This window comes from Streptomyces sp. NPDC102279 (assembly GCF_044766365.1).
Taxonomy (GTDB): domain Bacteria; phylum Actinomycetota; class Actinomycetes; order Streptomycetales; family Streptomycetaceae; genus Streptomyces.
Map to the genome: position 1 here is coordinate 201,828 of NZ_JBIWLU010000003.1, position 20,889 is coordinate 222,716.

Here is a 20,889-nt window from a genome sequence, read left to right on the forward strand (position 1 = left end):
GCCACGAGAAAGGTTCCGGGACCGGCCATGGCGCTCACGCTCTACGTCGACACCGCGCGCTGGCGGGCACACCACAAGCAGGTGTCCGAGCAGTTTCCGGGGCTGGTCCCCGTCTGCAAGGGCAACGGCTACGGCTTCGGCCACGAACGGCTCGCGGACGAGGCCACCCGTCTGGGGTCGGACATCCTCGCCGTGGGCACCACGTACGAGGCTGCCCGGATCAAGGACTGGTTCGGCGGCGACCTCCTGGTGCTGACGCCGTTCAGGCGTGGCGAGGAGCCCGTGCCGCTGCCCGACCGTGTCATCCGATCGGTGTCGTCCATCGACGGCGTCTACGGTCTCGTGGGAGCCCGCGTGGTCATCGAGGTCATGTCCTCGATGAAGCGGCACGGGGTGAGCGAGCAGGACCTGCCGCATCTGCACGCCGCCATCGAGAACGTGCGGCTTGAGGGTTTCGCCATCCACCTGCCGCTGGACCGCACCGACGGCTCGGACGCCGTCGAGGAGGTCATCGGCTGGATGGACCGCCTCCGTGCGGCCCGCCTGCCGCTGCACACGATGTTCGTCAGCCACCTCAAGGCGGACGAACTCGCTCGACTTCAGCAGCAGTTCCCGCAGACCCGCTTCCGCGCCCGCATCGGCACGCGGCTGTGGCTGGGAGACCACGAGGCCACCGAGTACCGCGGAGCCGTCCTGGACGTCACACGCGTATCCAAGGGCGACCGCTTCGGCTACCGGCAGCAGAAGGCCGCCTCTGACGGCTGGCTCGTGGTCGTGGCGGGCGGTACGTCGCACGGGGTCGGCCTGGAGGCCCCCAAGGCGCTGCACGGCGTCATGCCGCGCGCCAAGGGCGTCGCTCGCGCCGGCCTGGCCACGGTGAACCGCAACCTCGCGCCGTTCGTCTGGGCGGGCAAGCAGCGCTGGTTCGCGGAGCCCCCGCACATGCAGGTGTCGATCCTCTTCGTGCCCTCCGACGCCTCGGAGCCGAAGGTCGGCGACGAACTCGTGGCACACCTGCGGCACACCACGACGCAGTACGACCGGGTCGTCGAGCGCTGACACCGAATCCGTTCCGTACCGCTCCAACGCATGCGAAAGGCCGTCCACGGGCTCCGTGGACGGCCTTTCGCATGACCTCTCCCGAGTCTGTTCGCTCAGAGCGAACTGCCTCCAGGAGGCCCACTCCTGCCACCCCACTCGACCGGGGGCTGCCCGTCGAAGTGCGCCGCGTGCCGCGGTGGATGGGCCGCCGCGCCCAGGACGAACACGTCCTCGGCGCCATCCAGGATCCCGCCCGACGGATCGTCGTCGCCGGCTCGCCGCACCACGTCGCGTTCGGGCATGAAGATGTCCCGGAGCACCACCGCACAGAGGTAGAGCGTCCCCAACAGGTGGACGGCGATCGCGACTTGGTACCCGTCGGTCGGCAGACCCTTGTGAGCGTCCCCGCTGGTCGTGTACGCGAGGTACATCCAGATGCCCAGGAAGTACGCGACCTCGCATGCCTGCCAGATCAGGAAGTCCCGCCAGCGCGGCCGGGCCAGTGCGGCGAGAGGGACCAGCCACAGCACGTACTGCGGTGAGTAGACCTTGTTCGTCAGGATGAAGGCCGCGACGATCAGGAACGCGAGCTGTGCGAATCGGGGCCTGCGGGGGGCTGTGAGCGTGACGGCGCTCAGCCCCGCACAGAGGAGCAGCATCATGACCAGCGCCCACGTGTTGGCCGTGTCGGGGGTGATCGTGATCTTCAGCCACTGTGAGATGAACAGGAAGACGGAACCGAAGTCGACCCCGCGCTCCTGGCTGAAGGTGTAGAACTTCGACCACCCTTCGGGCGCGAAGTACATGACCGGAAGGTTCACCACGAGCCAGGCACCGACGGCCCCGAGAAGCGCCGTTCCGAACTCACGCCATTTTCCGGCACGCCAGCACAGCAGGAACAGCGGACCGAGCACCAGGAACGGATAGAACTTGGCTGCAGTGGCGAGTCCGACCAGGATGCCGAAGGCCAGGGCGCGCCCCCGCGACCACATCAGCATCGCGGCGGCCAGGAGGGCCACAGCGAGGAGATCCCAGTTGATGGTGGCCGTGAGCGCGAAGGCAGGCGCGAGAGCCACCAGAAGGCCGTCCCAGGGGCGCCGGCGGTGGGTGCGGGCGGCGCACACGGCGATGACCGCCGCACACACCATCAGCATTCCCGCGTTGACCATCCAGTAGATCTGCTCCTGGTCCTGGATGCTCCCGCTTCCCGGGGTGAGCCAGGCCGCGACCTCCATGAACACGCCGGTCAGCACCGGGTACTCGAGGTAGTCCATGTCACCGGGGAGCTTGTCGAAGTAGGGCACGAGCCCATCGGCGAATCCACGGCCCTGGTAGAGGTGCGGGATGTCCGAGTAGCACGCATGCGTGTACTGCGAACTGGCCCCGAAGAACCAGCCCCCGTCATAGCAGGGCAGTTTCTGGACCATGCCGAGGGCGAACACGCCGATCGCGATCAGGGCGACGACCCGCACGGGCGTCCACCAGGACGTCCCGAGCAGGGCTCGTCGCCCGATGGGGCCGCCGATCAGCTCGCTGCCGCTGGCGGCGACCTCGTCATCCTTGGTCGGCCGCACCAGCTCCGGCTCGTGCGCGCTCACGCGCGTCGTCTCTGCACTGGGCATGCCGCACATCCTGCCGTACGCGTCCAGGAATGCGCTGAGGGCCGCCGCACCTGATCGGTGCGACGGCCCCCGTTTCACGTGAAACGGTGTGTTTCACGTGAAACACACACGGTGACGACTATCCAGTGCCCCCGAAGAGGCCCCCGTTATTGCCGTTGGTGTTTCCTCTGCTGGTCCCGTCGGTCGCGGACTCCGTCGGCGTCGAGGTCACGCCTCCGTCGGTGCCACCGTTGTCGGTGCCACCGTTGTCCGTCCCGCCATTGTTGCTGCAGGACCAGTCGAACTTGCCGCAGGTCTCACTCGCCGAGGGCGAAGGTGACGTGAGCGTCGGAGTCGGCGTCGGGGTCGGGGTCGGGCTCGCAGACTCGCTCTCGCTGACCGTCGGGGTCGGCGTCGGGCTCGGGGTGTCGTTGAGCACCGTGCCGATCTCTTCGGGCTTGGGGAAGGGTTCCGCCTTCTCGCCCTTGAGCGCGACCTCCATGTAGTCCCGCCAGATCTGTGACGGGAACGAGGCGCCGTGGATGGTCTTCTCGCCACCCGTGCCGTACATCTGAAGGAACTTGCGGTCCTTCTTCGTCTCGTCGTCGTCCAGGCGGTACATGCTGATCGCCGTGGAAAGCTGCGGGGTGTAGCCGACGAACCAGGCGGACTTGTTGCCGTCCGTCGTACCGGTCTTGCCCGCGACCTGGCGGCCCTTCAGCTGGGCGTTGGTGCCGGTGCCCTTCTCGACCACGGTCTTCAGTACGTCGGTGACGTTGTCGGCGACCTTCGAGGTGAAGGCCTCCTGGGTCTTCTCGACGTCATCGTGCTGGAAGACGTTGCCGTCCTTGTTCGTGATTTTCTCGACCGAGTACGGGTCACGCTGCTGGCCGCTGGCCGCGAAGGTGGCGTACGCCCCTGCCATGCGGATCGCACTCGGGGACGAGGTGCCCAGGGAGAAGGACGGGAACCTGGAGCTGGCGAGGCTGGATTCCTTGATGCCGGCGCGAAGAACAGAGTCCTTCACCTTGTCGAGGCCGACATCCATGCCCAGTTGCACATAGGCGGAGTTGACGGACTCACGCATCGCCTCACGCAGGTCGATCTTGTAGCTCGGAGGGTTGTACGACTGCTGGCCGTCGTTCTGCTGCAGCCACTCCTTGCCCTTGTCGTCCTGCCAGTCCGTCCCGTCGTAGTCCTTGATCTTCAGCTTGTTCTTGCCGCTGTAGAGACTCTTCGGGGACACGATGGTGCGATCGTCCTGCGCCTGATCCTTGAGCCCGTCAGGATTCCTGGCGCCCCAGGTCATGGCCGCCGCCAGAACGAAGGGCTTGAACGTCGAGCCCACCTGCGCGCCTGTCTGGTCGGCGTTGTTGGTGAAGTGCTTCGTCGCGTCCGTGCCGCCGTAAATGGCCTCGATGGCGCCATTCGCGGGGTTGACGGATGCTCCACCGAACTGGACGTATTTGTCCGTCTTCGGGCGCAGCTTCTCCTTGATGTTGGCCTTCTGCACCTTCTTCACCGAGGCCTCGAGGGCGTCGACCTTCTTCTTCTCGAAGGTCGTGTGGATCTCGTAGCCGCCCTGCCGGAGCTTGGTCTCGGTGATCCCGGTCTTGTCGCTGTTGTTGACGATGTACGAGTTGGCCAGGTCGACCAGGTAGCCGATCTGCCCGCCCAGCGCGGCGTTCGACCGCGGGCTCTGAGGATCGGGGAACTTGGTGTACTTGCCGCGCTCCGCCGGTGTCAGGCGCTTGTCCTTCACCTCTTCGTCGAGAATCCACTTCCAGCGGGACTCCGCGCGCTTGCGGTTGTTCGCCGCCGTGGCGGCCGGGTCGATCGACGGTGAACCGGCGGGGTCGTAGTAGGTGGCACCCTTCAGCACGGCCGCCAGGAAGGCACACTGGCTCGGGTCCAGCTTTGTGGCTTCCTCGTTGAAGTAGGCGCGCGCGGCAGCCTGGATACCGTAGGCGTTCCGTCCGTAGTAGGCCGAGTTCAGGTAGCCGGCCATGATGTCTTCCTTCGGCACCGAGGCACCGACCTTGACGGAGACGAACAGCTCCTTGAACTTGCGGGAGATCGTCTGCGACTGATCGTCCAGCATGGCGTTCTTCACGTACTGCTGGGTGATGGTGGAACCACCCTGTGTCTGACCGCCCTTGGCCATGTTCACGAAGGCACGGGCGATACCCATCGGGTCGACGCCGCTGTCGTCCTCGAACGTCTTGTTCTCGGCCGACATGACCGCGTACCGCATCTCCTTGGGGATCTGCGCGTAGCCGATGATCTGGCGGTTGGTCTCACCACCCGTCGCGACCATCTGATCGCCGTTCGACCAGTAGTAGACGTTGTTCTGCGCCGTCGCGGTCTTGGCTTCGTCCGGGACGCCCACCAGGGCGTACGCGACACCTGCGACCGCGACAAGGCTGCCGCAGAAGCCGATGAAGAGGCCCGTCACGAGCTTCCAGGACGGCACCCAGCGCGCGGCGCCGTACTTGCCGGCGCGCGGGTAGTCGATGATGCGCTTCTTGGAGGGTTCAGGGGCGCGGCCACGACCGCGTCCCGGCCCGCTGGGCCCCGGGGGACCACCACGTCGGCCGCCCCCACCTCCAGGGCCTCCGGGGCCGCCACGTCCGGCGCCCTCGGCGGCTCGGCGACGGCCGCCGCTGCCTTTCTGTGCGGCTCGCCGTGCCTCGGCACGACTGCCGTACGGGCGCTCTTCACCCCCCGACTCGTAGGAGTCGGAAGGAGACCCGGTGGCGCCTCGCGGTGCCGCGCGGCGGCCTGCGGACGGGTCGGGCTGACCGCGTCGGGCCGCGGCACGTCCGCCGCCCTGCGGCTGCGACGGTTTGCGACGGTGCTCGCTCATCGAACGATTACTCCTCGGGCAGGCGCACCTTTGCGCGCCTGGAAACGGCGGCTGGTTTCCGGTCCCCCCGAAGTACGGATGCGATCGATCGCGCATTCACCCGTACTGCACCAAAGACGATGACGTCCTCAGTCGTCACTCGGTTCCCGGTGGTGTGCATGCCGCACAGACTACGCACCGTCAAAACCTGCCTAGCACCGAAGTTCACCCCAAATCAGGCAACTTGCTTCGTATGAATCAGTGATGTGACGCCGTTCACCATGGCCCCTCTTGTCGCATCCGCAGAGGCGTTCTATCGTGCTGATGTATCGAGTCGATACATCAGCGCGGCATAAACGTCGTGCCGACGAGGCAGCGACAGGGAGGAGGCGACGATGAGCCGGCGTGCCGGGATCCTCGAGTTCGCCGTACTCGGCCTGCTCCGCGAGTCCCCGATGCACGGCTATGAGCTGCGCAAACGACTCAACACGTCACTGGGTGTCTTCCGTGCCTTCAGCTACGGAACGCTCTACCCCTGCCTCAAGACGCTGGTCGCCAACGGCTGGTTGATCGAGGAATCAGGATCCACACCTGAAGACGCCCTCACGGCAACGCTCGCGGGACGTCGCGCCAAGATCGTCTATCGATTGACGGCAGAAGGTAAGGATCACTTCGAGGAACTTCTCGCGCAGACGGGGCCCGACGCCTACGAGGACGAGCACTTCGCTGCTCGCTTCGCCTTCTTCGGGCAGACTTCACGCGATGTACGCATGCGCGTACTGGAAGGTCGCCGCAGCCGTCTGGAGGAGCGCCTCGAGAAGATGCGCGCCTCACTGGCGCGCACCCGGGAGCGCCTCGACGACTACACGCTTGAGCTCCAGCGCCACGGAATGGAGTCCGTGGAGCGCGAAGTGCGCTGGCTGAACGAGCTCATCGAGAGTGAGCGAGCCGGACGGGACATCAAGACCTCCGCCTCCGAAGGCTCCGCTCAGCAGGACAACACATCTGGAGAGACGGGCGGCCTGCCCCGGCACCGGGACAGCACCCGGCCGGATCCGTCCGACGACACCGCAACGTGAGACCCATCCGGGGTTTCACCGATAGACACAGGGAGCAACCGGAATGGGTTCGGTTCGCGTAGCCATCGTCGGCGTAGGCAACTGCGCCGCCTCGCTGGTTCAGGGCGTCGAGTACTACAAGGACGCCGACCCGGCGACCAAGGTACCCGGCCTGATGCACGTCCAGTTCGGCGACTACCACGTCCGTGACATCGAGTTCGTCGCCGCGTTCGACGTCGACGCGAAGAAGGTCGGCCTCGACCTCTCCGACGCCATCGGTGCCAGTGAGAACAACACCATCAAGATCTGCGACGTCCCGAACAAGGGCGTCACGGTTCAGCGCGGCCACACCCTGGACGGTCTCGGTAAGTACTACCGCATGACCATCGAGGAGTCCGCCGAGGCCGCGGTCGACGTGGTCCAGGTCCTCAAGGACAAGCAGGTCGACGTCCTGATCTGCTACCTGCCCGTCGGTTCCGAGGCCGCGGCGAAGTTCTACGCCCAGTGCGCCATCGACGCCAAGGTCGCCTTCGTCAACGCTCTCCCGGTCTTCATCGCCGGCACCAAGGAGTGGGCGGACAAGTTCACCGAGGCGGGCGTCCCGATCGTCGGCGACGACATCAAGTCGCAGGTCGGCGCGACCATCACGCACCGTGTGATGGCGAAGCTGTTCGAGGACCGCGGTGTCCGTCTTGAGCGCACCATGCAGCTCAACGTCGGCGGCAACATGGACTTCAAGAACATGCTGGAGCGCGACCGCCTCGAGTCCAAGAAGATCTCGAAGACGCAGGCCGTCACCTCGCAGATCCCCGACCGCGACATGGGCGAGAAGAACGTCCACATCGGTCCGTCGGACTACGTGGCCTGGCTCGACGACCGCAAGTGGGCGTACGTCCGCCTCGAGGGCCGTGCCTTCGGTGACGTCCCGCTGAACCTGGAGTACAAGCTCGAGGTCTGGGACTCCCCGAACTCGGCCGGTGTCATCATCGACGCCCTGCGCGCCGCGAAGATCGCGAAGGACCGCGGCATCGGCGGCCCGATCCTCTCCGCGTCGAGCTACTTCATGAAGTCCCCGCCGGTCCAGTACTTCGACGACGAGGCCTTCGCCAACGTCGAGAAGTTCATCAAGGGCGAGGTCGAGCGCTAAAGCACAGCTCTTTCGTGCTTGCTGTCGAAGGTCCCCGGGCACTGTGCTCGGGGACCTTCCCCGTATGTGAGGCTGTGCGCCATGGCTGTCGTGCGTGATCTGCGCGTCCTCCTGAGCTTCCAGGGATTCAGGCGCCTGCTCGGCGTACGGCTGCTGTCACAGGGCGCCGACGGTGTCTTCCAGGTCGCGCTCGCCACCTACGTCGTCTTCTCCCCGGAGAACCAGACCTCGGCGGCCTCCATCGCCTCCGCCATGGCGGTTTTGCTGCTTCCGTACTCCCTCATCGGCCCCTTCGCGGGTGTCCTGTTGGACCGGTGGCGCCGTCGGCAGGTTTTTCTGTACGGCAATCTCCTGCGCACAGCGCTCGCGTGCGTGACCGCCGTTCTGATGTTGAGCCATGTCCCCGACTGGCTCTTCTACCTCTCGGCGCTCTGCGTCACGGCGGTCAACCGCTTCGTCCTGGCCGGGCTGTCGGCCTCACTTCCCCGTGTCGTCGACGCCGATCGGCTGGTGCTGGCCAACTCCCTTTCCCCCACCGCCGGAACACTGGCCGCGACCATGGGCGGAGGAATCGCGTTCGCCGTACGACTGCTCGTCGCGGACTCCGACGCGGCGGTGGTCCTCGTCGGAGCCTCTCTGTATCTCTGCGCCGCCCTCGCCGCGACCCGCATCGCTCCGGAACTCCTCGGACCTGATCGCGAATTGGTCCACCTCCGTATCGCCCAGGCTCTCGCCGGCACAGCACGCGGTCTCGCCGCAGGTGTACGTCACCTCGCCCAGCCCCCGCGGCGGGAGGCGGCCTGGGCGCTGATGGCGATGACGCTCATGCGCTTCTGCTACGGCGCCCTGACCGTCATGCTGCTGATGCTCTGCCGCTATGCGTGGGCGTCCGGATCGGACGACGGGCTCGCCCTCCTGGGCGTCGCCGTGGGCGTCTCGGGGGCAGGGTTCTTCGTCGCGGCCCTGGTGACCCCTTGGGCGGCAGGGCGGCTGGGCCCCGGCCGCTGGATCGCCGTCTGCGCCGCTGCCGCCGCGATCCTGGAACCCGCGCTCTGCCTTCCTTTCGCGCCCACACCGGTACTGGTCGCCGCCTTCGTGCTGGGAGTGACCACTCAGGGCGCGAAGATCGCTACGGACACGATCGTGCAGTCCTCGGTGGACGACGGCTTCCGCGGCCGGATCTTCTCCATCTACGACGTCCTGTTCAATGTCGCGTTCGTGGGAGCGGCCGGAGTGGCCGCGCTGATGCTGCCTTCTGACGGCCGGTCGACAGCCCTCGTCGCGACGGTGGCGGCGATCTACGCATGCATTGCAGCCGCTTTGGCTCGCTTTGAACTTCAGTAAGTGTCACATCAGTGCCACAGAGCCAATCCTGGCTACTGCGTTGTCACTGGGGCCCGATAACTTACGTGCGTCTTATACGCGCCACGCGCCAGCGTTCCAATGGGGGGACTCCCAGTGACCACACCGCCGCCTCAGGGCCAGAACCCGTTCGCTCAGGGCCAGCAGCCTTACGGCCCGCCGCCCCAGGGCCAGAACCCGTACGGCCAACAGCCGCCGCAGGGTTACCCGCAGCAGCCCGGCCAGCCTGGCTTCCCCCAGCAGCAGACCGCCGGCTTCGCCCCGGTCACGCCGCAGCGCCCTAAGCGGGGCTTCAAGCAGTACCTGCGGATCGGCATCGTCGTCTGTGCGGTCATAGCCGCCGGCGTGGGGTGGCTGGCGAGCCGACACGACCCGGACACGGCGAAGGTCGGCGACTGCATGAGCATCAGCAATCCGGACAATGCCACGGACCCGGGCCTGAAGGTCATCGACTGCAGCAACTCCAAGGCGAAGTACAAGGTGGCCCAGAAGAAGAGCGACAACTCTGGCTGCGACCGCACCAAGTACGCCGAGTACACGGAGACGGGCGGCAGCGACGACTTCACCCTCTGCCTGTCGGAGTACTCCGCGAAGTAGGTCCCCTGCTTATGCGGCGGGGCGGTGTTTCACGTGAAACACCGCCCCGCCGCATTGTCCGTCGTCGATGTTTCACGTGAAACATCGACGACGGGCGTCGTGCCTCAGCTCTGTTCGGCCCACCACTCCTTGAGTGCCGCAGTCGCCGCATCATGCCCCATCGGGCCGTTCTCCAGACGCAGCTCCAGCAGGAACTTGTACGCCTGCCCGATCGCGGGACCAGGTCCGATGTCCAGGATCTCCATGATCTGGTTGCCGTCGAGGTCCGGACGGATCGCGTCGAGTTCTTCCTGTTCCTGGAGCTGGCCGATGCGATCCTCCAGTCCGTCGTAGGCCCTGGAGAGGGCGGCAGCGCGGCGCTTGTTCCGTGTGGTGCAGTCGGAACGGGTCAGCTTGTGAAGGCGACCGAGGAGCGGCCCGGCATCTCGCACGTAGCGCCGCACGGCCGAGTCGGTCCACTCGCCGGTGCCGTAGCCGTGGAACCGCAGATGCAGCTCGACCAGATCCGAGACGTCCTTCACGAGGTCGTTCGAGTACTTGAGCGCCGTCATCCGCTTCTTGGTCATCTTGGCGCCGACGACCTCGTGGTGGTGGAACGAGACCCGGCCGTCGTCCTCGAAGCGACGGGTCCGCGGCTTCCCGATGTCGTGCAGCAGTGCGGCGAGCCGGAGGACCAGGTCGGGCCCGTCCTCCTCCAGCGCCATCGCCTGTTCCAGGACGATCAGTGTGTGCTCGTACACATCCTTGTGACGATGGTGCTCATCACTCTCGAGCCGCAACGCGGGAAGCTCAGGCAGCACGTACTCGGCGAGGCCCGTGTCGACGAGCAGCGTGAGGCCCTTGCGGGGGTGGGCGGACAAGATGAGCTTGTTCAGCTCGTCCCGCACCCGCTCCGCAGAGACGATCTCGATACGTGCCGCCATGTCCGTCATGGCCGAAACGACCTCGGGCGCCACCTCGAAGTCGAGCTGCGCGGCGAACCGTGCGGCCCGCATCATGCGCAGCGGATCGTCGGAGAAGGAGGCCTCCGGAGTGCCGGGGGTGCGCAGTACGCGCGCATCCAGGTCCTCCAGTCCGCCGTGGGGGTCGATGAACTCCTTCTCCGGCAGCGCGACAGCCATCGCGTTCACGGTGAAGTCCCGACGGACGAGGTCTTCCTCGATGGAGTCGCCGTAGGACACCTCCGGCTTGCGTGAGGTCCGGTCGTACGCCTCGGAGCGATAGGTGGTGATCTCGATCTGGAACGCCTGCTCCACATCACCCACGCGGGCATCCTTCTGCGCACCCACAGTGCCGAAGGCGATCCCGACCTCCCACACGGCGTCCGCCCACGGCCGGACGATCTTCAGCACGTCCTCGGGCCTGGCGTCCGTCGTGAAGTCCAGGTCATTGCCGAGCCGGCCGAGGAGCGCGTCCCGGACCGAGCCACCGACCAGGGCGAGCGAGAACCCCGCCTCCTGGAAACGGCGGGCGAGCTCGTCGGCGACAGGGGACACCCGCAACAGTTCACTCACCGCGCGGCGCTGCACCTGACTCAGGGCGCTGGGATTGTCTTCATTGGCGTTCGGCACAACAGAAAAGGGTACGTGGCCGGGACGCCGGGAAGCGCCTCGATAAAACTTGTACCGCCGTCCCCCTTTTCACGGGCATAGATAGGCCCACATACAGGACAGTCGGCGCTCTCCGCCGATCTTGTGGACCACTCCGCGGCACTTACCCTCAGCGCGCATCGTTACCATGCGTGGACGCACATTCCGACGACCACTGACGACGACGAGGGACGGGCGAGCGCGTGGCCGAGGCGGCAGACTTCCAGGGGACGAGTCCCTCACCTGCCCGTCGGTGGCTCCGGCGCAGCGGTGTACTGCTGGCCGGAGCGCCGTTGCTGGCCGGGCTGCTACAGCTGCCCCTCAGCGCGCCCGCACAAGCCGCTGAGAAGGCCTCTGTGGCCGATGCCGCGGGGTCGGGCGGGGTGGACGTCAGTATCGACTCGCTGAGCCCCAGTGCGCCCACGGACGGCGACACGGTCACGGTCTCCGGTTCGGTCACCAACAGGACCAAGCAGACCGTCACCGACGCCCACGTGGGGATCCGTGTGGGCTCGTCCCCGCTGACCACACGCTCCGCCATCGACACCGCCGCGAAGCTCACCAGCTTCCAGCCGGGTCTCGATGCTGCGGAGGTCGGCGGCAAGTACGTCGAGAAGGTCGCCCGGCTCACCGCGGGCAGCTCGCATAACTTCAGCATCTCGGTACCCGTCAAGGATCTCGACCTGGGTGACGACGGGGTCTACCAGGTGGGTGTCTCGCTCACGGGCCGGACGACGGCCCAGCAGTGGGACCAGGTGCTCGGCATCAAGCGGACGTTCCTTCCGTGGCAGCCCGACGCGGCGGACACTAAGACGAAGACGACGTACCTCTGGCCGCTGATCTCCTCGGTGCACCTCACGGCCGAGACCGGCTCGGACGAGCAGCAGACGCGTGTCTTCAAGAACGACGACCTGGCCAAGGAGATCGCCCCGGGCGGCCGGCTGGACCAGCTCCTGTCGCTGGGCAGTGGGCTCGACGTCACGTGGGTGCTGGACCCGGATGTGCTGGCCTCGGTCGATGCCATGAGGGGCGGCTACCGCGTCCAGCAGGCCGACGGCACGACCGTGGCCGGAAGCGAGAAGAACCGGGCGTTGGCCAAGGCCTGGCTCGACAAACTGGAGAAGACGGTCCAGGGACAGAAGATCGTCGCGCTCCCCTTCGCCGACCCCGATATCGCGTCTCTCGCCCACAGCGGCAAAATCACCGGCTCCCTGAGCCGCCTGAAAGACGCCACCGATGTGGCTTCCGACACGGTCGACTCGATCGTCCACGTGAAGCCCAATACGGACTTCACCTGGCCGGTGGACGGGGCGATCGACCCGTCCATCGTGAATGTGGCGACTTCGGCAGGGGCGGACAAGGTGATCGCCCGCAGCGACAGTCTGCGTGAGACGGGCGGACTGGCGTACACGCCGAGTGCCGCCCGGCCCATCGGGGGCGGCACGACGGCGGTCGTCGCGGACGAGCGGCTGTCGACCGCGTTCCAGGGCGACATGCTCAAGGCCGGCAGTTCCACACTCGCCGTCCAGAAGTTCCTCGCTCAGAGCTTGATGATCAACCTCCAGGACGCGGACCAGCGCAGCATCGTCGTCGCGCCGCAGCGTATGCCCACCGCCAGCCAGGCGCAGACCATGGCCGAGGCACTGAGGACGCTCCAGCAGGGGAGCTGGTCCGAGTTGCAGGGGCTGGCGGCTGCCGCCAAGGCCAAGCCGGACCCGGGCGCCACCACGCGGGTGCCCTCCGCCTCTTCGTACCCGTCCGCCCTGAAGAATCAGCAACTGCCGGCCTCGGCCTTCGACTGGATGCAGAGCACGCAGACCAAGCTCGACAAGTTCAAGGTGATCCTGACCGACAGGTCGCGCGTGGTCACGCCGTTCGGCCTGGCCATAGACCGAGGGATGTCGACGTCTTGGCGCGGCCGGCCCGCCGAGGGCAAGGCCTTCCGCGACGGTGTGGACTCCTACTTGGACGGGCTCACCGGGCTGGTGCATCTGATCGAGAAGTCGGACGCGCAGCTCTCCGGTCGTAGCGCCACGATCCCCGTCACCGTCCAGAACAACCTCGTCCAGGGTGTCGACCACCTCACGCTGCGCCTCACCTCGCAGCAGCCGACCCGTCTCAAGATCGGCAACGGCCCGTACTACGAGCAGTCGATCAAGGTCGCGGGTGAGCACAGTCAGTCGGTGAAGTTCCCCACCTCCACCAAGGCCAACGGCCCGGTGAAGGTCGTCGCGCAGCTCTACACCGAGGACGGGCAGCCCTATGGCGATCCCGTGCCCTTCGAGGTCAAGGTCACCGAGATCACCTCCACGGTCATGCTCGTCATCGGAGGCGGTGTCCTGCTCCTCGTGCTCGCCGGTTTCCGGATGTACACGCAGCGCAAGCGCGCGGCGGCCCGGCAGACCGAGGAGGGCCCGGAGGACGGTCCGGAGGACGAGGACGTGAACAAGGACGCGGACGGCACCGTAGAGACGGAGAACACCGACGACTCCGAGGCCGGTCCTGAGAGCATGTCCGGCCCGAAGGCGGGGGCTGACGACCCGGAGCACCCGAGTGACCCGACGCCGGACACCGCATCGGAAAGCGCCGACCCGTCCGGCACGGGTGAGAGAGTGGACCGTTGAACGATGTCGTGGCCGGTGGGCCCGGGGACGATGAGGTGGGGTAACCATGAACGCGCCGTACGACGGTGACCGCGGCCAGGGCGCGGGGTCCTCGGGTTATCCCGAGGAGTACCCGGACCAGGACGCGGGCCGCTCCGGCTACCCCGAGGGCACGCCGGAACCCGGCCGGATGCCGCCGGGGCATCCCGCGGACATGTACCTCCAGGACGCCTACGACCAGGATCCCTACCGAGGGCAGGACCTCTCGGCGCAGGACCCGGTGGCGGAGGCGCTCTACGACCGCGCCGCGCACCCTCCGCCGCCCCCCGGCTCGTACTACCCTCAGCAGCCGCTCTACGCCCAGCCGCCCACGCCGCAATACGCCCCCGACCCGAGAGTGTGGGCCCAGACGCCCCCTCCCGAGCCGGCGGGGCCGACGCGGCACCTGCCGTACGGCGACGACGCCCGGACCACCCAGTACGTGGGGGTGGACGACCTGGTCACCCAGGCAGGCGAGGAGCAGCATGAACCCGACGCTTTCGCGCACCTCTTCCGCGACCAGCAGCAGGGTGGCGTCCGCAACGCCTATGCCCCGACCGGCGTTCCGGCCCCGGCTCCCGAGCCGGCTCCGCCTGTCGCCGAGCCCCCGATGGCCCCGCCACCGGCTGCGGCCGCAAAGCCGGGCAGCCGGTCCTCGAGCTTGCTGAAGTCCAGCGCGGTGATGGCGGCGGGCACCCTGGTGTCCCGTCTCACCGGCTTCGTCCGCACCATGATCATCACGGCCGCTCTCGGCGCGGCGACACTTGGTGACGCCTGGACCGTCGCGTACACGCTGCCGACGATGATCTACATCCTGACGGTGGGCGGCGGACTCAACTCCGTGTTCGTGCCCCAACTGGTGCGATCCATGAAAGAAGACGACGACGGGGGCGAGGCGTACGCCAACCGCCTGCTGACGCTCGTCATGGTTGCGCTGGGTGTAATCGTCGCCGCTGCGGTCTTCATTGCGCCGCTGCTGATCCAACTGATGTCGGACTCCATCGCGAGCAATCCGGCGGCCAACAACGTCGCCGTCACCTTCGCCCGGTACTGCCTGCCCACGATCTTCTTCATGGGCGTCCACGTGGTCATGGGCCAGATCCTCAACGCCCGCGGGAAGTTCGGCGCGATGATGTGGACCCCGGTCCTGAACAACATCGTCATGATCTTCACCTTCGGAACGTTCCTCTGGGTCTACGGGACCGCGCGGCACTCCGGCATGACGGTGAGCAACATCCCGCCGGACGGCATCCGCCTCCTGGGCATCGGCACCCTGCTCGGCCTCGTCGTGCAGGCCGTGGCGATGGTTCCGTACCTCCGCGAGGCCGGCTTCCGGTTCCGTCCGCGCTTCGACTGGCGGGGCCACGGTCTCGGCAAGGCGGTGCAGCTCGCCAAGTGGACTGTGCTCTTCGTCCTCGCCAACCAGGCGGGTGTCCTGGTCGTCACCCAGCTCGCGACCGCGGCGCAGAAGGCCTCCGGCAAGGGCGGAACGGGCATCCTGGCCTACTCCAACGCCCAGCTGATCTGGGGCATGCCCCAGGCGATCATCACGGTGTCCGTCATGGCGGCCATGCTTCCGCGCATCTCGCGAGCGGCCCACGACGGTGACCCGGGCGCTGTACGCGACGACATCTCTCAGGGTCTGCGGACTTCGGCGGTGGCGATCGTCCCCGTGTCCTTCATGTTCATCGCCCTGGGCATCCCCATGTGCACCCTGCTCTTCGGCTCCAGCGGCCTTCAGGCCGCCGAGTCCCAGGGCTACGTGCTCATGGCCTTCGCGCTCGGTCTCATCCCGTTCTCGGTGCAGTACGTGATCCTGCGCGGCTTCTACGCCTACGAGGACACCCGCACGCCGTTCTACAACACGGTCATCGTGGCCGGCGTCAACGCCGCCGCGTCCGCCGTCTGTTACGTGGTGCTGCCCGCCCAGTGGGCCGTCGTCGGCATGGCCGGCGCCTACGGTCTGGCGTACGCCGTGGGTGTCGGAGTGGCCTGGCAGCGGCTGCGCAGGCGGCTGGGCGGCGACCTGGACGGCGCGCGAGTGCTGCGTACGTACGCGCGTCTCTGCCTGGCGTCCATCCCGGGCGCCGTGGCTGGCGGCGCCGTCGGCTTCGCCATCACCCGGGTTCTCGGACACGGGGCGATCGGCTCGATCGCGGCACTCGTCGCCGGATCGATCGCCCTGCTGGGCGTGTTCTACGTCGCGGCGCGCAAGATGCGTATCGAAGAGCTCAATTCGATGGTCGGAATGGTCCGCGGGCGCCTGGGGCGCTGAGGCGGGGGTAAGCGCACAACCATCGTCCGTCGCCGCGTGTCGTGCATAGCGCCGGACTGTGGGCACAATTGGTTTCTGCGTCGGACAGTGCGCAATGGATGGGGAGGCAGGGACGACGGTGGCGGAACGGAGCACGTCTGCCGTCGACGTGGCAGACAACAGCGGTGACGAACCGCTGACCGCGAAGGCGGACCAGTCCACGTCCGACGGGGTGGCCCAGGACCGGGAGCGGGAGCGGGAAACGGACAGCGAAGAGGCACAGGGGAGCGGCGGGACCGAGAGTCCCGGAAAGGCCTCACCGCCCGAACTGCACAGTGGTCACAAACTCGCGAGGCGCTATCGCCTCGAAGAGTGCGTCACCCGTCTGGAGGGTTTCAGCAGTTGGCGTGCGGTGGACGAGAAGCTCCGCCGTGCCGTCGGTGTCCATCTGCTGCCCGCCGACCATCCGAGGGCCCGTTCTGTACTCGCGGCGGCCCGTTCCTCGGCCCTGCTGGGCGATCCACGCTTCGTCCAGGTCCTGGACGCCGTCGAGGAGAACGACCTCGTCTATGTGGTCCACGAATGGCTGCCGGACGCCACAGAGCTGACCGCACTCCTCGCCTCTGGCCCCCTCGAGGTGCACGAGGCCTACCAGATGGTCAGTCAGGTCTCCCAGGCGATGGCGGCCGCGCACCGCGAGGGCCTCGCCCATCTGCGTCTCACGCCAGGTGCTGTGCTGCGCACGTCGTCCGGTCAGTGGCGCCTCCGCGGGCTCGCCGTGAACGCCGCGCTGCGTGGGATCAGTTCCGATATTCCCCAGCGCACGGACACCGAGGCGATCGGCGCACTCCTGTACGCCTCGCTCACCCAGCGCTGGCCGTACGAGAGCGATGCCTACGGCCTCTCGGGGCTGCCCAAGGGTGTCGGCCTGATCGCACCCGACCAGGTGCGCGCCGGAGTCCACCGCGGCCTGTCGGAGCTCGCCATGCGCGCGCTCGCCAACGACGGTGCGACCGCTTCCCGGCACGAGTCTCCGTGCACGACTCCGGAGGAGCTCGTAAAGGCGATCAGCGAGATGCCCCGCATCCGCCCGCCGGAGCCCGCGTTCACCGCCCCGCCCGAGTACCAGCGCACGTCGTACCAGCAGGGCACCTACGGCCGCCAGGGACCTCCCGGCGCCACTCAGCCCGTGGCGGCCCCGCCCCCGCCGCTGCACAGCCGCACCGGCAAGGCTCTCAAGTGGGCCGTGTCCGCGCTGCTCATCGCCGCGCTGGGGCTGGGCAGCTGGCAGCTCGCCGACGCGCTGATGGACCGGGGCAACAAGTCCGACGACACCAAGCAGACGCACACGACGGACGGCAACGACAAGAACGGCGACCAGACCAAGCCGGTCAGGCCGATCAAGATCCAGCAAGCGCAGGAGTACGTGGCCGAGGGTTCCGCGCAGGCCGCCGGAGACGTGGCCAAGACCTTCGACGGAGACAGCAACACGTACTGGCGCACCAAGAAATACAACGCCGGACCCAAGCTCGCGCCGTACAAGCCCGGCGTGGGCATCGTCTACGACCTGGGTTCGGCCCAGGCGCTGTCGGGCGCCTCGATAGGGCTTCGTTACGCGGGCGACCACACGACCGTCCACCTCTACGCAGCCGATTCTCTGGCGCCCGCGACATCCGTCGACGGGCTGAAGGAGATCGGCACGGCCACCACGACCGGCACCACGATGGAGGTGAAGGCGTCCAAGTCGGTGAAGACGCAGTACGTCCTCCTGTGGATCACCGACGTGCCGAACGCTCCCAGCGACGGCTACAGCAGCGCCGGCTACAAACAAGCCGTCACGGACGTGAAGTTCACCGGCTGACGCTCGTAGACGAGGGGGAGGGGGTCCGATGGCCGATGAAGCCGCGTTCGGTGAAGCAAGCGATCAGGATCTCCTCGCCCGTCACGTGGCCGGCGATCCTGATGCCTTCGGCGAGCTTGTAAGACGTCATCGCGACCGCCTCTGGGCCGTGGCTCTGCGAACGCTGGGAGACCGCGAGGAGGCCGCTGACGCCGTCCAGGACGCCCTCGTCTCCGCCTACCGGGCCGCGCACACCTTCCGCGGACAGTCGGCCGTCACGACCTGGCTGCACCGCATCACGGTGAACGCGTGCCTGGACCGGGCCCGCAAGGCAGCGTCAAGGCGGACCTCCCCCGTCGACGACACCCAGCGCCTGGAGCAGCTCCTAGAACCGCACGAGTCGGCTTCCGCTCCGGCCGAACGCAACGACCTGCACCGCGAACTCATAGCCGCGCTGAGCACGCTCCCCGCCGACCAGCGTGCCGCCCTCGTCCTGGTGGACATGCAGGGCTATCCCGTGGCGGAGGCGGCTCGCGTGCTCGATGTGCCGACCGGCACCGTGAAGAGCCGCTGTGCTCGTGGCAGAGCCAGACTCCTCCCCCTCCTCACACATCTCCGGACGGAGAGCACGGACGAGGAGGGGACGAAGAAGTCGGGCGGGGGAAGGAACCGGACGCAGGGGACATCCGTCCCACCGGCAGCGGGGCCGCACGACGCGGGCCCCCGTGACGCGGGGCCGAGCGATTCAGCTGCTGTGAAGGGCGGAGGTGGGCGAGCGTGACATCCACGACGGATACGACCGGGCACCCGGACGTCGCCGAGATCTCCGACCTCACCGAAGGTCTGCTTCCGCCGTCCCGATCGCATGACGTGCGGCGGCATCTCGACGACTGCGCCCTCTGCGCCGACGTGTACGACTCCCTGGAGGAGATCCGGGGGCTGCTCGGCACCCTGCCCGGCCCTCCACGCATGCCGGACGATGTGGCCGGGCGGATCGATGCCGCGTTGGCCGCGGAAGCCCTGTTGAGTGCGACGGCACCCGATGAGGCCTCGGTCACGGACGCTCCCGACACTCATGTTTCACGTGAAACATCGACGACGGATCGCCCCTCCGGCCATCCGCGCGCCGGGACCGGACCGGGCCGTCCCCATCGGGCCCGCCGCGGCCGACGCGGAACGATCGCGCTCCTCGGTACCGCTTTTGCCGCCGCCGCGCTGGGAGTGAGCGTCATCCTCGTGCAGACGCTGGGTGGTGACGACTCCGACAAGGACAACCCCAGCGCCCGTCAGCAGGAGTCGAACGCGCAGGACACCTTCTCTGAAGGGTCACTGAAGAGCGACGTCTCGGACCTTCTCGCGAAGAACAAGAAGGCACCCGCACCCTCCGGCAGTGCCAAGCCATGGGGTGCGCAGTCGGAGGACGGCGGCGTCGGCACTTTCATGACACCCACGCTTCCCGTTCCGGACTGCGTCGAGCAGGGTGCCGGAGACAGTGGAACCCTTCTCGGCGCCGAAGCGGGCACGTACCGGGGGAAGGACGTGTTCCTTCTCGTGCTGACCGACCCTTCCGACAGCAGGAAGGTCACGGCCCGCATCGTCGATGCCTCCTGCGCGACGCAGGCCTCCCCGAAGCCCGGCAAACTGCTGCTGACGCGGTCGTACGCCCGGTCCTGAGCGCGCTGGCCAAGCAGTTCCCGACACCACTCAGACATCCCGGAGCCCCCTTCAGGGCGCCCGGGGAATCGGGTGCCCTCCTGCCCGGATGGCGCTTGGTATCTCTGTGCGGAAGCCCATCTCCGTGTGCCCGGACACAGCGGGAATTGAAGCCCCTTAGGATCCGTTGGGTGGGGTGAGAGTACTGAGTGAGGCTCCCACCGGAACGCAGCAGTCTCCAGAGACGAGGAATGAAGCCGTGAGCGACGTCCGTAACGTGATCATCATCGGGTCCGGGCCCGCCGGCTACACGGCGGCGCTCTACACCGCGCGCGCGTCGCTGAAGCCGCTGGTCTTCGAGGGCGCCGTCACCGCAGGCGGTGCGCTGATGAACACCACCGAGGTGGAGAACTTCCCCGGCTTCCAGGACGGTGTCATGGGCCCGGACCTGATGGACAACATGCGTGCCCAGGCCGAGCGCTTCGGTGCTGAGCTGGTCCCGGACGACGTGGTCGCCGTCGACCTGACGGGTGAGATCAAGACCGTCACGGACACCGCCGGTACGGTGCACCGCGCCAAGGCCGTCATCGTCACCACAGGATCGCAGCACCGCAAGCTCGGTCTTCCCAACGAGGACACGCTCTCCGGACGTGGTGTCTCCTGGTGCGCCACCTGTGACGGCTTCTTCTTCAAGGACCAGGACATCGCCGTGATCGGTGGTGGCGACACCGCGATGGAGGAGGCCACCTTCCTCTCGCGCTTCGCGAAGTCCGTGACCATCGTGCACCGCCGGGACAGCCTCCGTGCTTCCAAGGCGATGCAGGAGCGCGCCTTCGCCGACCCGAAGATCAAGTTCGTGTGGGACAGCGAGGTGGCCGAGATCAAGGGCGACCCGAAGCTCGCCGGCCTGACGCTGCGCAACCTCAAGACCGGTGAGACCTCGGACCTGCCGGTGACAGGTCTGTTCATCGCGATCGGTCACGACCCCCGCACCGAGCTCTTCAAGGGTCAGCTCGACCTCGACGGTGAGGGCTACCTGAAGGTCGCCGCGCCGTCGACCCGGACGAACCTGACCGGTGTCTTCGGCGCCGGTGACGTCGTCGACCACACCTACCGCCAGGCGATCACTGCGGCCGGCACCGGCTGCTCCGCCGCCCTCGACGCCGAGCGCTACCTCGCTGCCCTCGCCGACAGCGAGGCGGCCACCGCGGCCGCCACCGTCTGATCCCCCGTCCGCCCCACCGCAACAACGAATTAAGG

General features: G+C 67.5%; 15 protein-coding genes. 11 read left to right on the top strand and 4 right to left on the bottom strand.

Features of this window, described 5'->3' with window-relative positions:
• The first annotated feature begins 27 nt into the window (after window positions 1–27).
• Entirely contained in the window at window positions 28–1,059 is a 1,032-nt protein-coding gene (locus ACIRQH_RS07715; protein ID WP_081218316.1) for an alanine racemase, read from the top strand.
• A gap of 95 nt (window positions 1,060–1,154) precedes the next feature.
• Here the strand turns inward: ACIRQH_RS07715 and ACIRQH_RS07720 are convergent, their stop codons facing one another.
• Both ACIRQH_RS07720 and ACIRQH_RS07725 read right to left on the bottom strand, forming a co-directional pair.
• The gene (locus ACIRQH_RS07720; protein WP_388868268.1) at window positions 1,155–2,663 is read right to left on the bottom strand and encodes a glycosyltransferase family 87 protein; all 1,509 of its coding nucleotides are present in this window, start codon (window positions 2,661–2,663) and stop codon (window positions 1,155–1,157) included.
• 118 nt (window positions 2,664–2,781) lie between these two features.
• Window positions 2,782–5,508, bottom strand: a complete 2,727-nt coding sequence (locus ACIRQH_RS07725; RefSeq protein ID WP_358818875.1) for a transglycosylase domain-containing protein — start codon at window positions 5,506–5,508, stop codon at window positions 2,782–2,784.
• Between the two features lie 374 nt (window positions 5,509–5,882).
• Here ACIRQH_RS07725 and ACIRQH_RS07730 point away from each other — a divergent pair, with 374 nt between their 5' ends.
• From ACIRQH_RS07730 to ACIRQH_RS07745, 4 genes are all read left to right on the top strand, one after another.
• Window positions 5,883–6,566, top strand: a complete 684-nt coding sequence (locus ACIRQH_RS07730; RefSeq protein ID WP_355872091.1) for a PadR family transcriptional regulator — start codon at window positions 5,883–5,885, stop codon at window positions 6,564–6,566.
• 43 nt (window positions 6,567–6,609) lie between these two features.
• The gene (locus tag ACIRQH_RS07735) at window positions 6,610–7,692 is read left to right on the top strand and encodes an inositol-3-phosphate synthase (RefSeq protein ID WP_388868271.1); all 1,083 of its coding nucleotides are present in this window, start codon (window positions 6,610–6,612) and stop codon (window positions 7,690–7,692) included.
• A gap of 81 nt (window positions 7,693–7,773) precedes the next feature.
• Complete coding sequence (locus ACIRQH_RS07740) at window positions 7,774–9,036, top strand: MFS transporter (RefSeq protein WP_358818877.1); 1,263 nt, start codon at window positions 7,774–7,776, stop codon at window positions 9,034–9,036.
• A gap of 114 nt (window positions 9,037–9,150) precedes the next feature.
• Window positions 9,151–9,651 (top strand): hypothetical protein, encoded by a 501-nt coding sequence (locus ACIRQH_RS07745; protein WP_404224708.1) that lies wholly within the window; start codon window positions 9,151–9,153, stop codon window positions 9,649–9,651.
• Window positions 9,652–9,755: 104 nt separating this feature from the next.
• On the opposite strand, the gene ACIRQH_RS07750 is transcribed toward ACIRQH_RS07745, so the two are convergent.
• Window positions 9,756–11,222, bottom strand: a complete 1,467-nt coding sequence (locus ACIRQH_RS07750; RefSeq protein WP_388868277.1) for a CCA tRNA nucleotidyltransferase — start codon at window positions 11,220–11,222, stop codon at window positions 9,756–9,758.
• A gap of 221 nt (window positions 11,223–11,443) precedes the next feature.
• On the opposite strand from ACIRQH_RS07750, the gene ACIRQH_RS07755 reads away from it, so the two are divergent.
• From ACIRQH_RS07755 to ACIRQH_RS07765, 3 genes are all read left to right on the top strand, one after another.
• Complete coding sequence (locus ACIRQH_RS07755; protein WP_404224710.1) at window positions 11,444–13,864, top strand: DUF6049 family protein; 2,421 nt, start codon at window positions 11,444–11,446, stop codon at window positions 13,862–13,864.
• Window positions 13,865–13,910: 46 nt separating this feature from the next.
• On the top strand, window positions 13,911–16,157 hold the full coding sequence (gene murJ, locus ACIRQH_RS07760) for a murein biosynthesis integral membrane protein MurJ (RefSeq protein WP_388930086.1): 2,247 nt from the start codon (window positions 13,911–13,913) through the stop codon (window positions 16,155–16,157).
• A gap of 118 nt (window positions 16,158–16,275) precedes the next feature.
• Entirely contained in the window at window positions 16,276–17,997 is a 1,722-nt protein-coding gene (locus tag ACIRQH_RS07765; protein WP_404224712.1) for a serine/threonine protein kinase, read from the top strand.
• Here the strand turns inward: ACIRQH_RS07765 and ACIRQH_RS07770 are convergent.
• Window positions 17,987–18,127, bottom strand: coding sequence for a hypothetical protein (locus ACIRQH_RS07770; protein ID WP_404225031.1), 141 nt, complete (start codon window positions 18,125–18,127; stop codon window positions 17,987–17,989). The two genes, ACIRQH_RS07765 and ACIRQH_RS07770, sit on opposite strands and share 11 nt — an antisense overlap.
• Between ACIRQH_RS07770 and sigM the strand changes: the two genes are divergently transcribed.
• From sigM to trxB, 3 genes are all read left to right on the top strand, one after another.
• Window positions 18,083–18,757, top strand: a complete 675-nt coding sequence (gene sigM, locus ACIRQH_RS07775; RefSeq protein ID WP_404225008.1) for an RNA polymerase sigma factor SigM — start codon at window positions 18,083–18,085, stop codon at window positions 18,755–18,757. The genes ACIRQH_RS07770 and sigM overlap by 45 nt on opposite strands.
• Window positions 18,754–19,650 carry an anti-sigma factor family protein gene (locus ACIRQH_RS07780; protein ID WP_388868288.1) on the top strand — a complete coding sequence of 299 codons (897 nt, stop codon included), beginning with the start codon at window positions 18,754–18,756 and terminating at the stop codon, window positions 19,648–19,650. Before sigM ends, ACIRQH_RS07780 begins: the two co-directional genes overlap by 4 nt.
• Window positions 19,651–19,888: 238 nt before the next feature.
• Window positions 19,889–20,854: a thioredoxin-disulfide reductase gene (gene trxB / locus ACIRQH_RS07785; RefSeq protein WP_387315529.1), complete on the top strand. Its 966-nt coding sequence runs from the start codon at window positions 19,889–19,891 to the stop codon at window positions 20,852–20,854.
• Window positions 20,855–20,889: the final 35 nt, after the last annotated feature.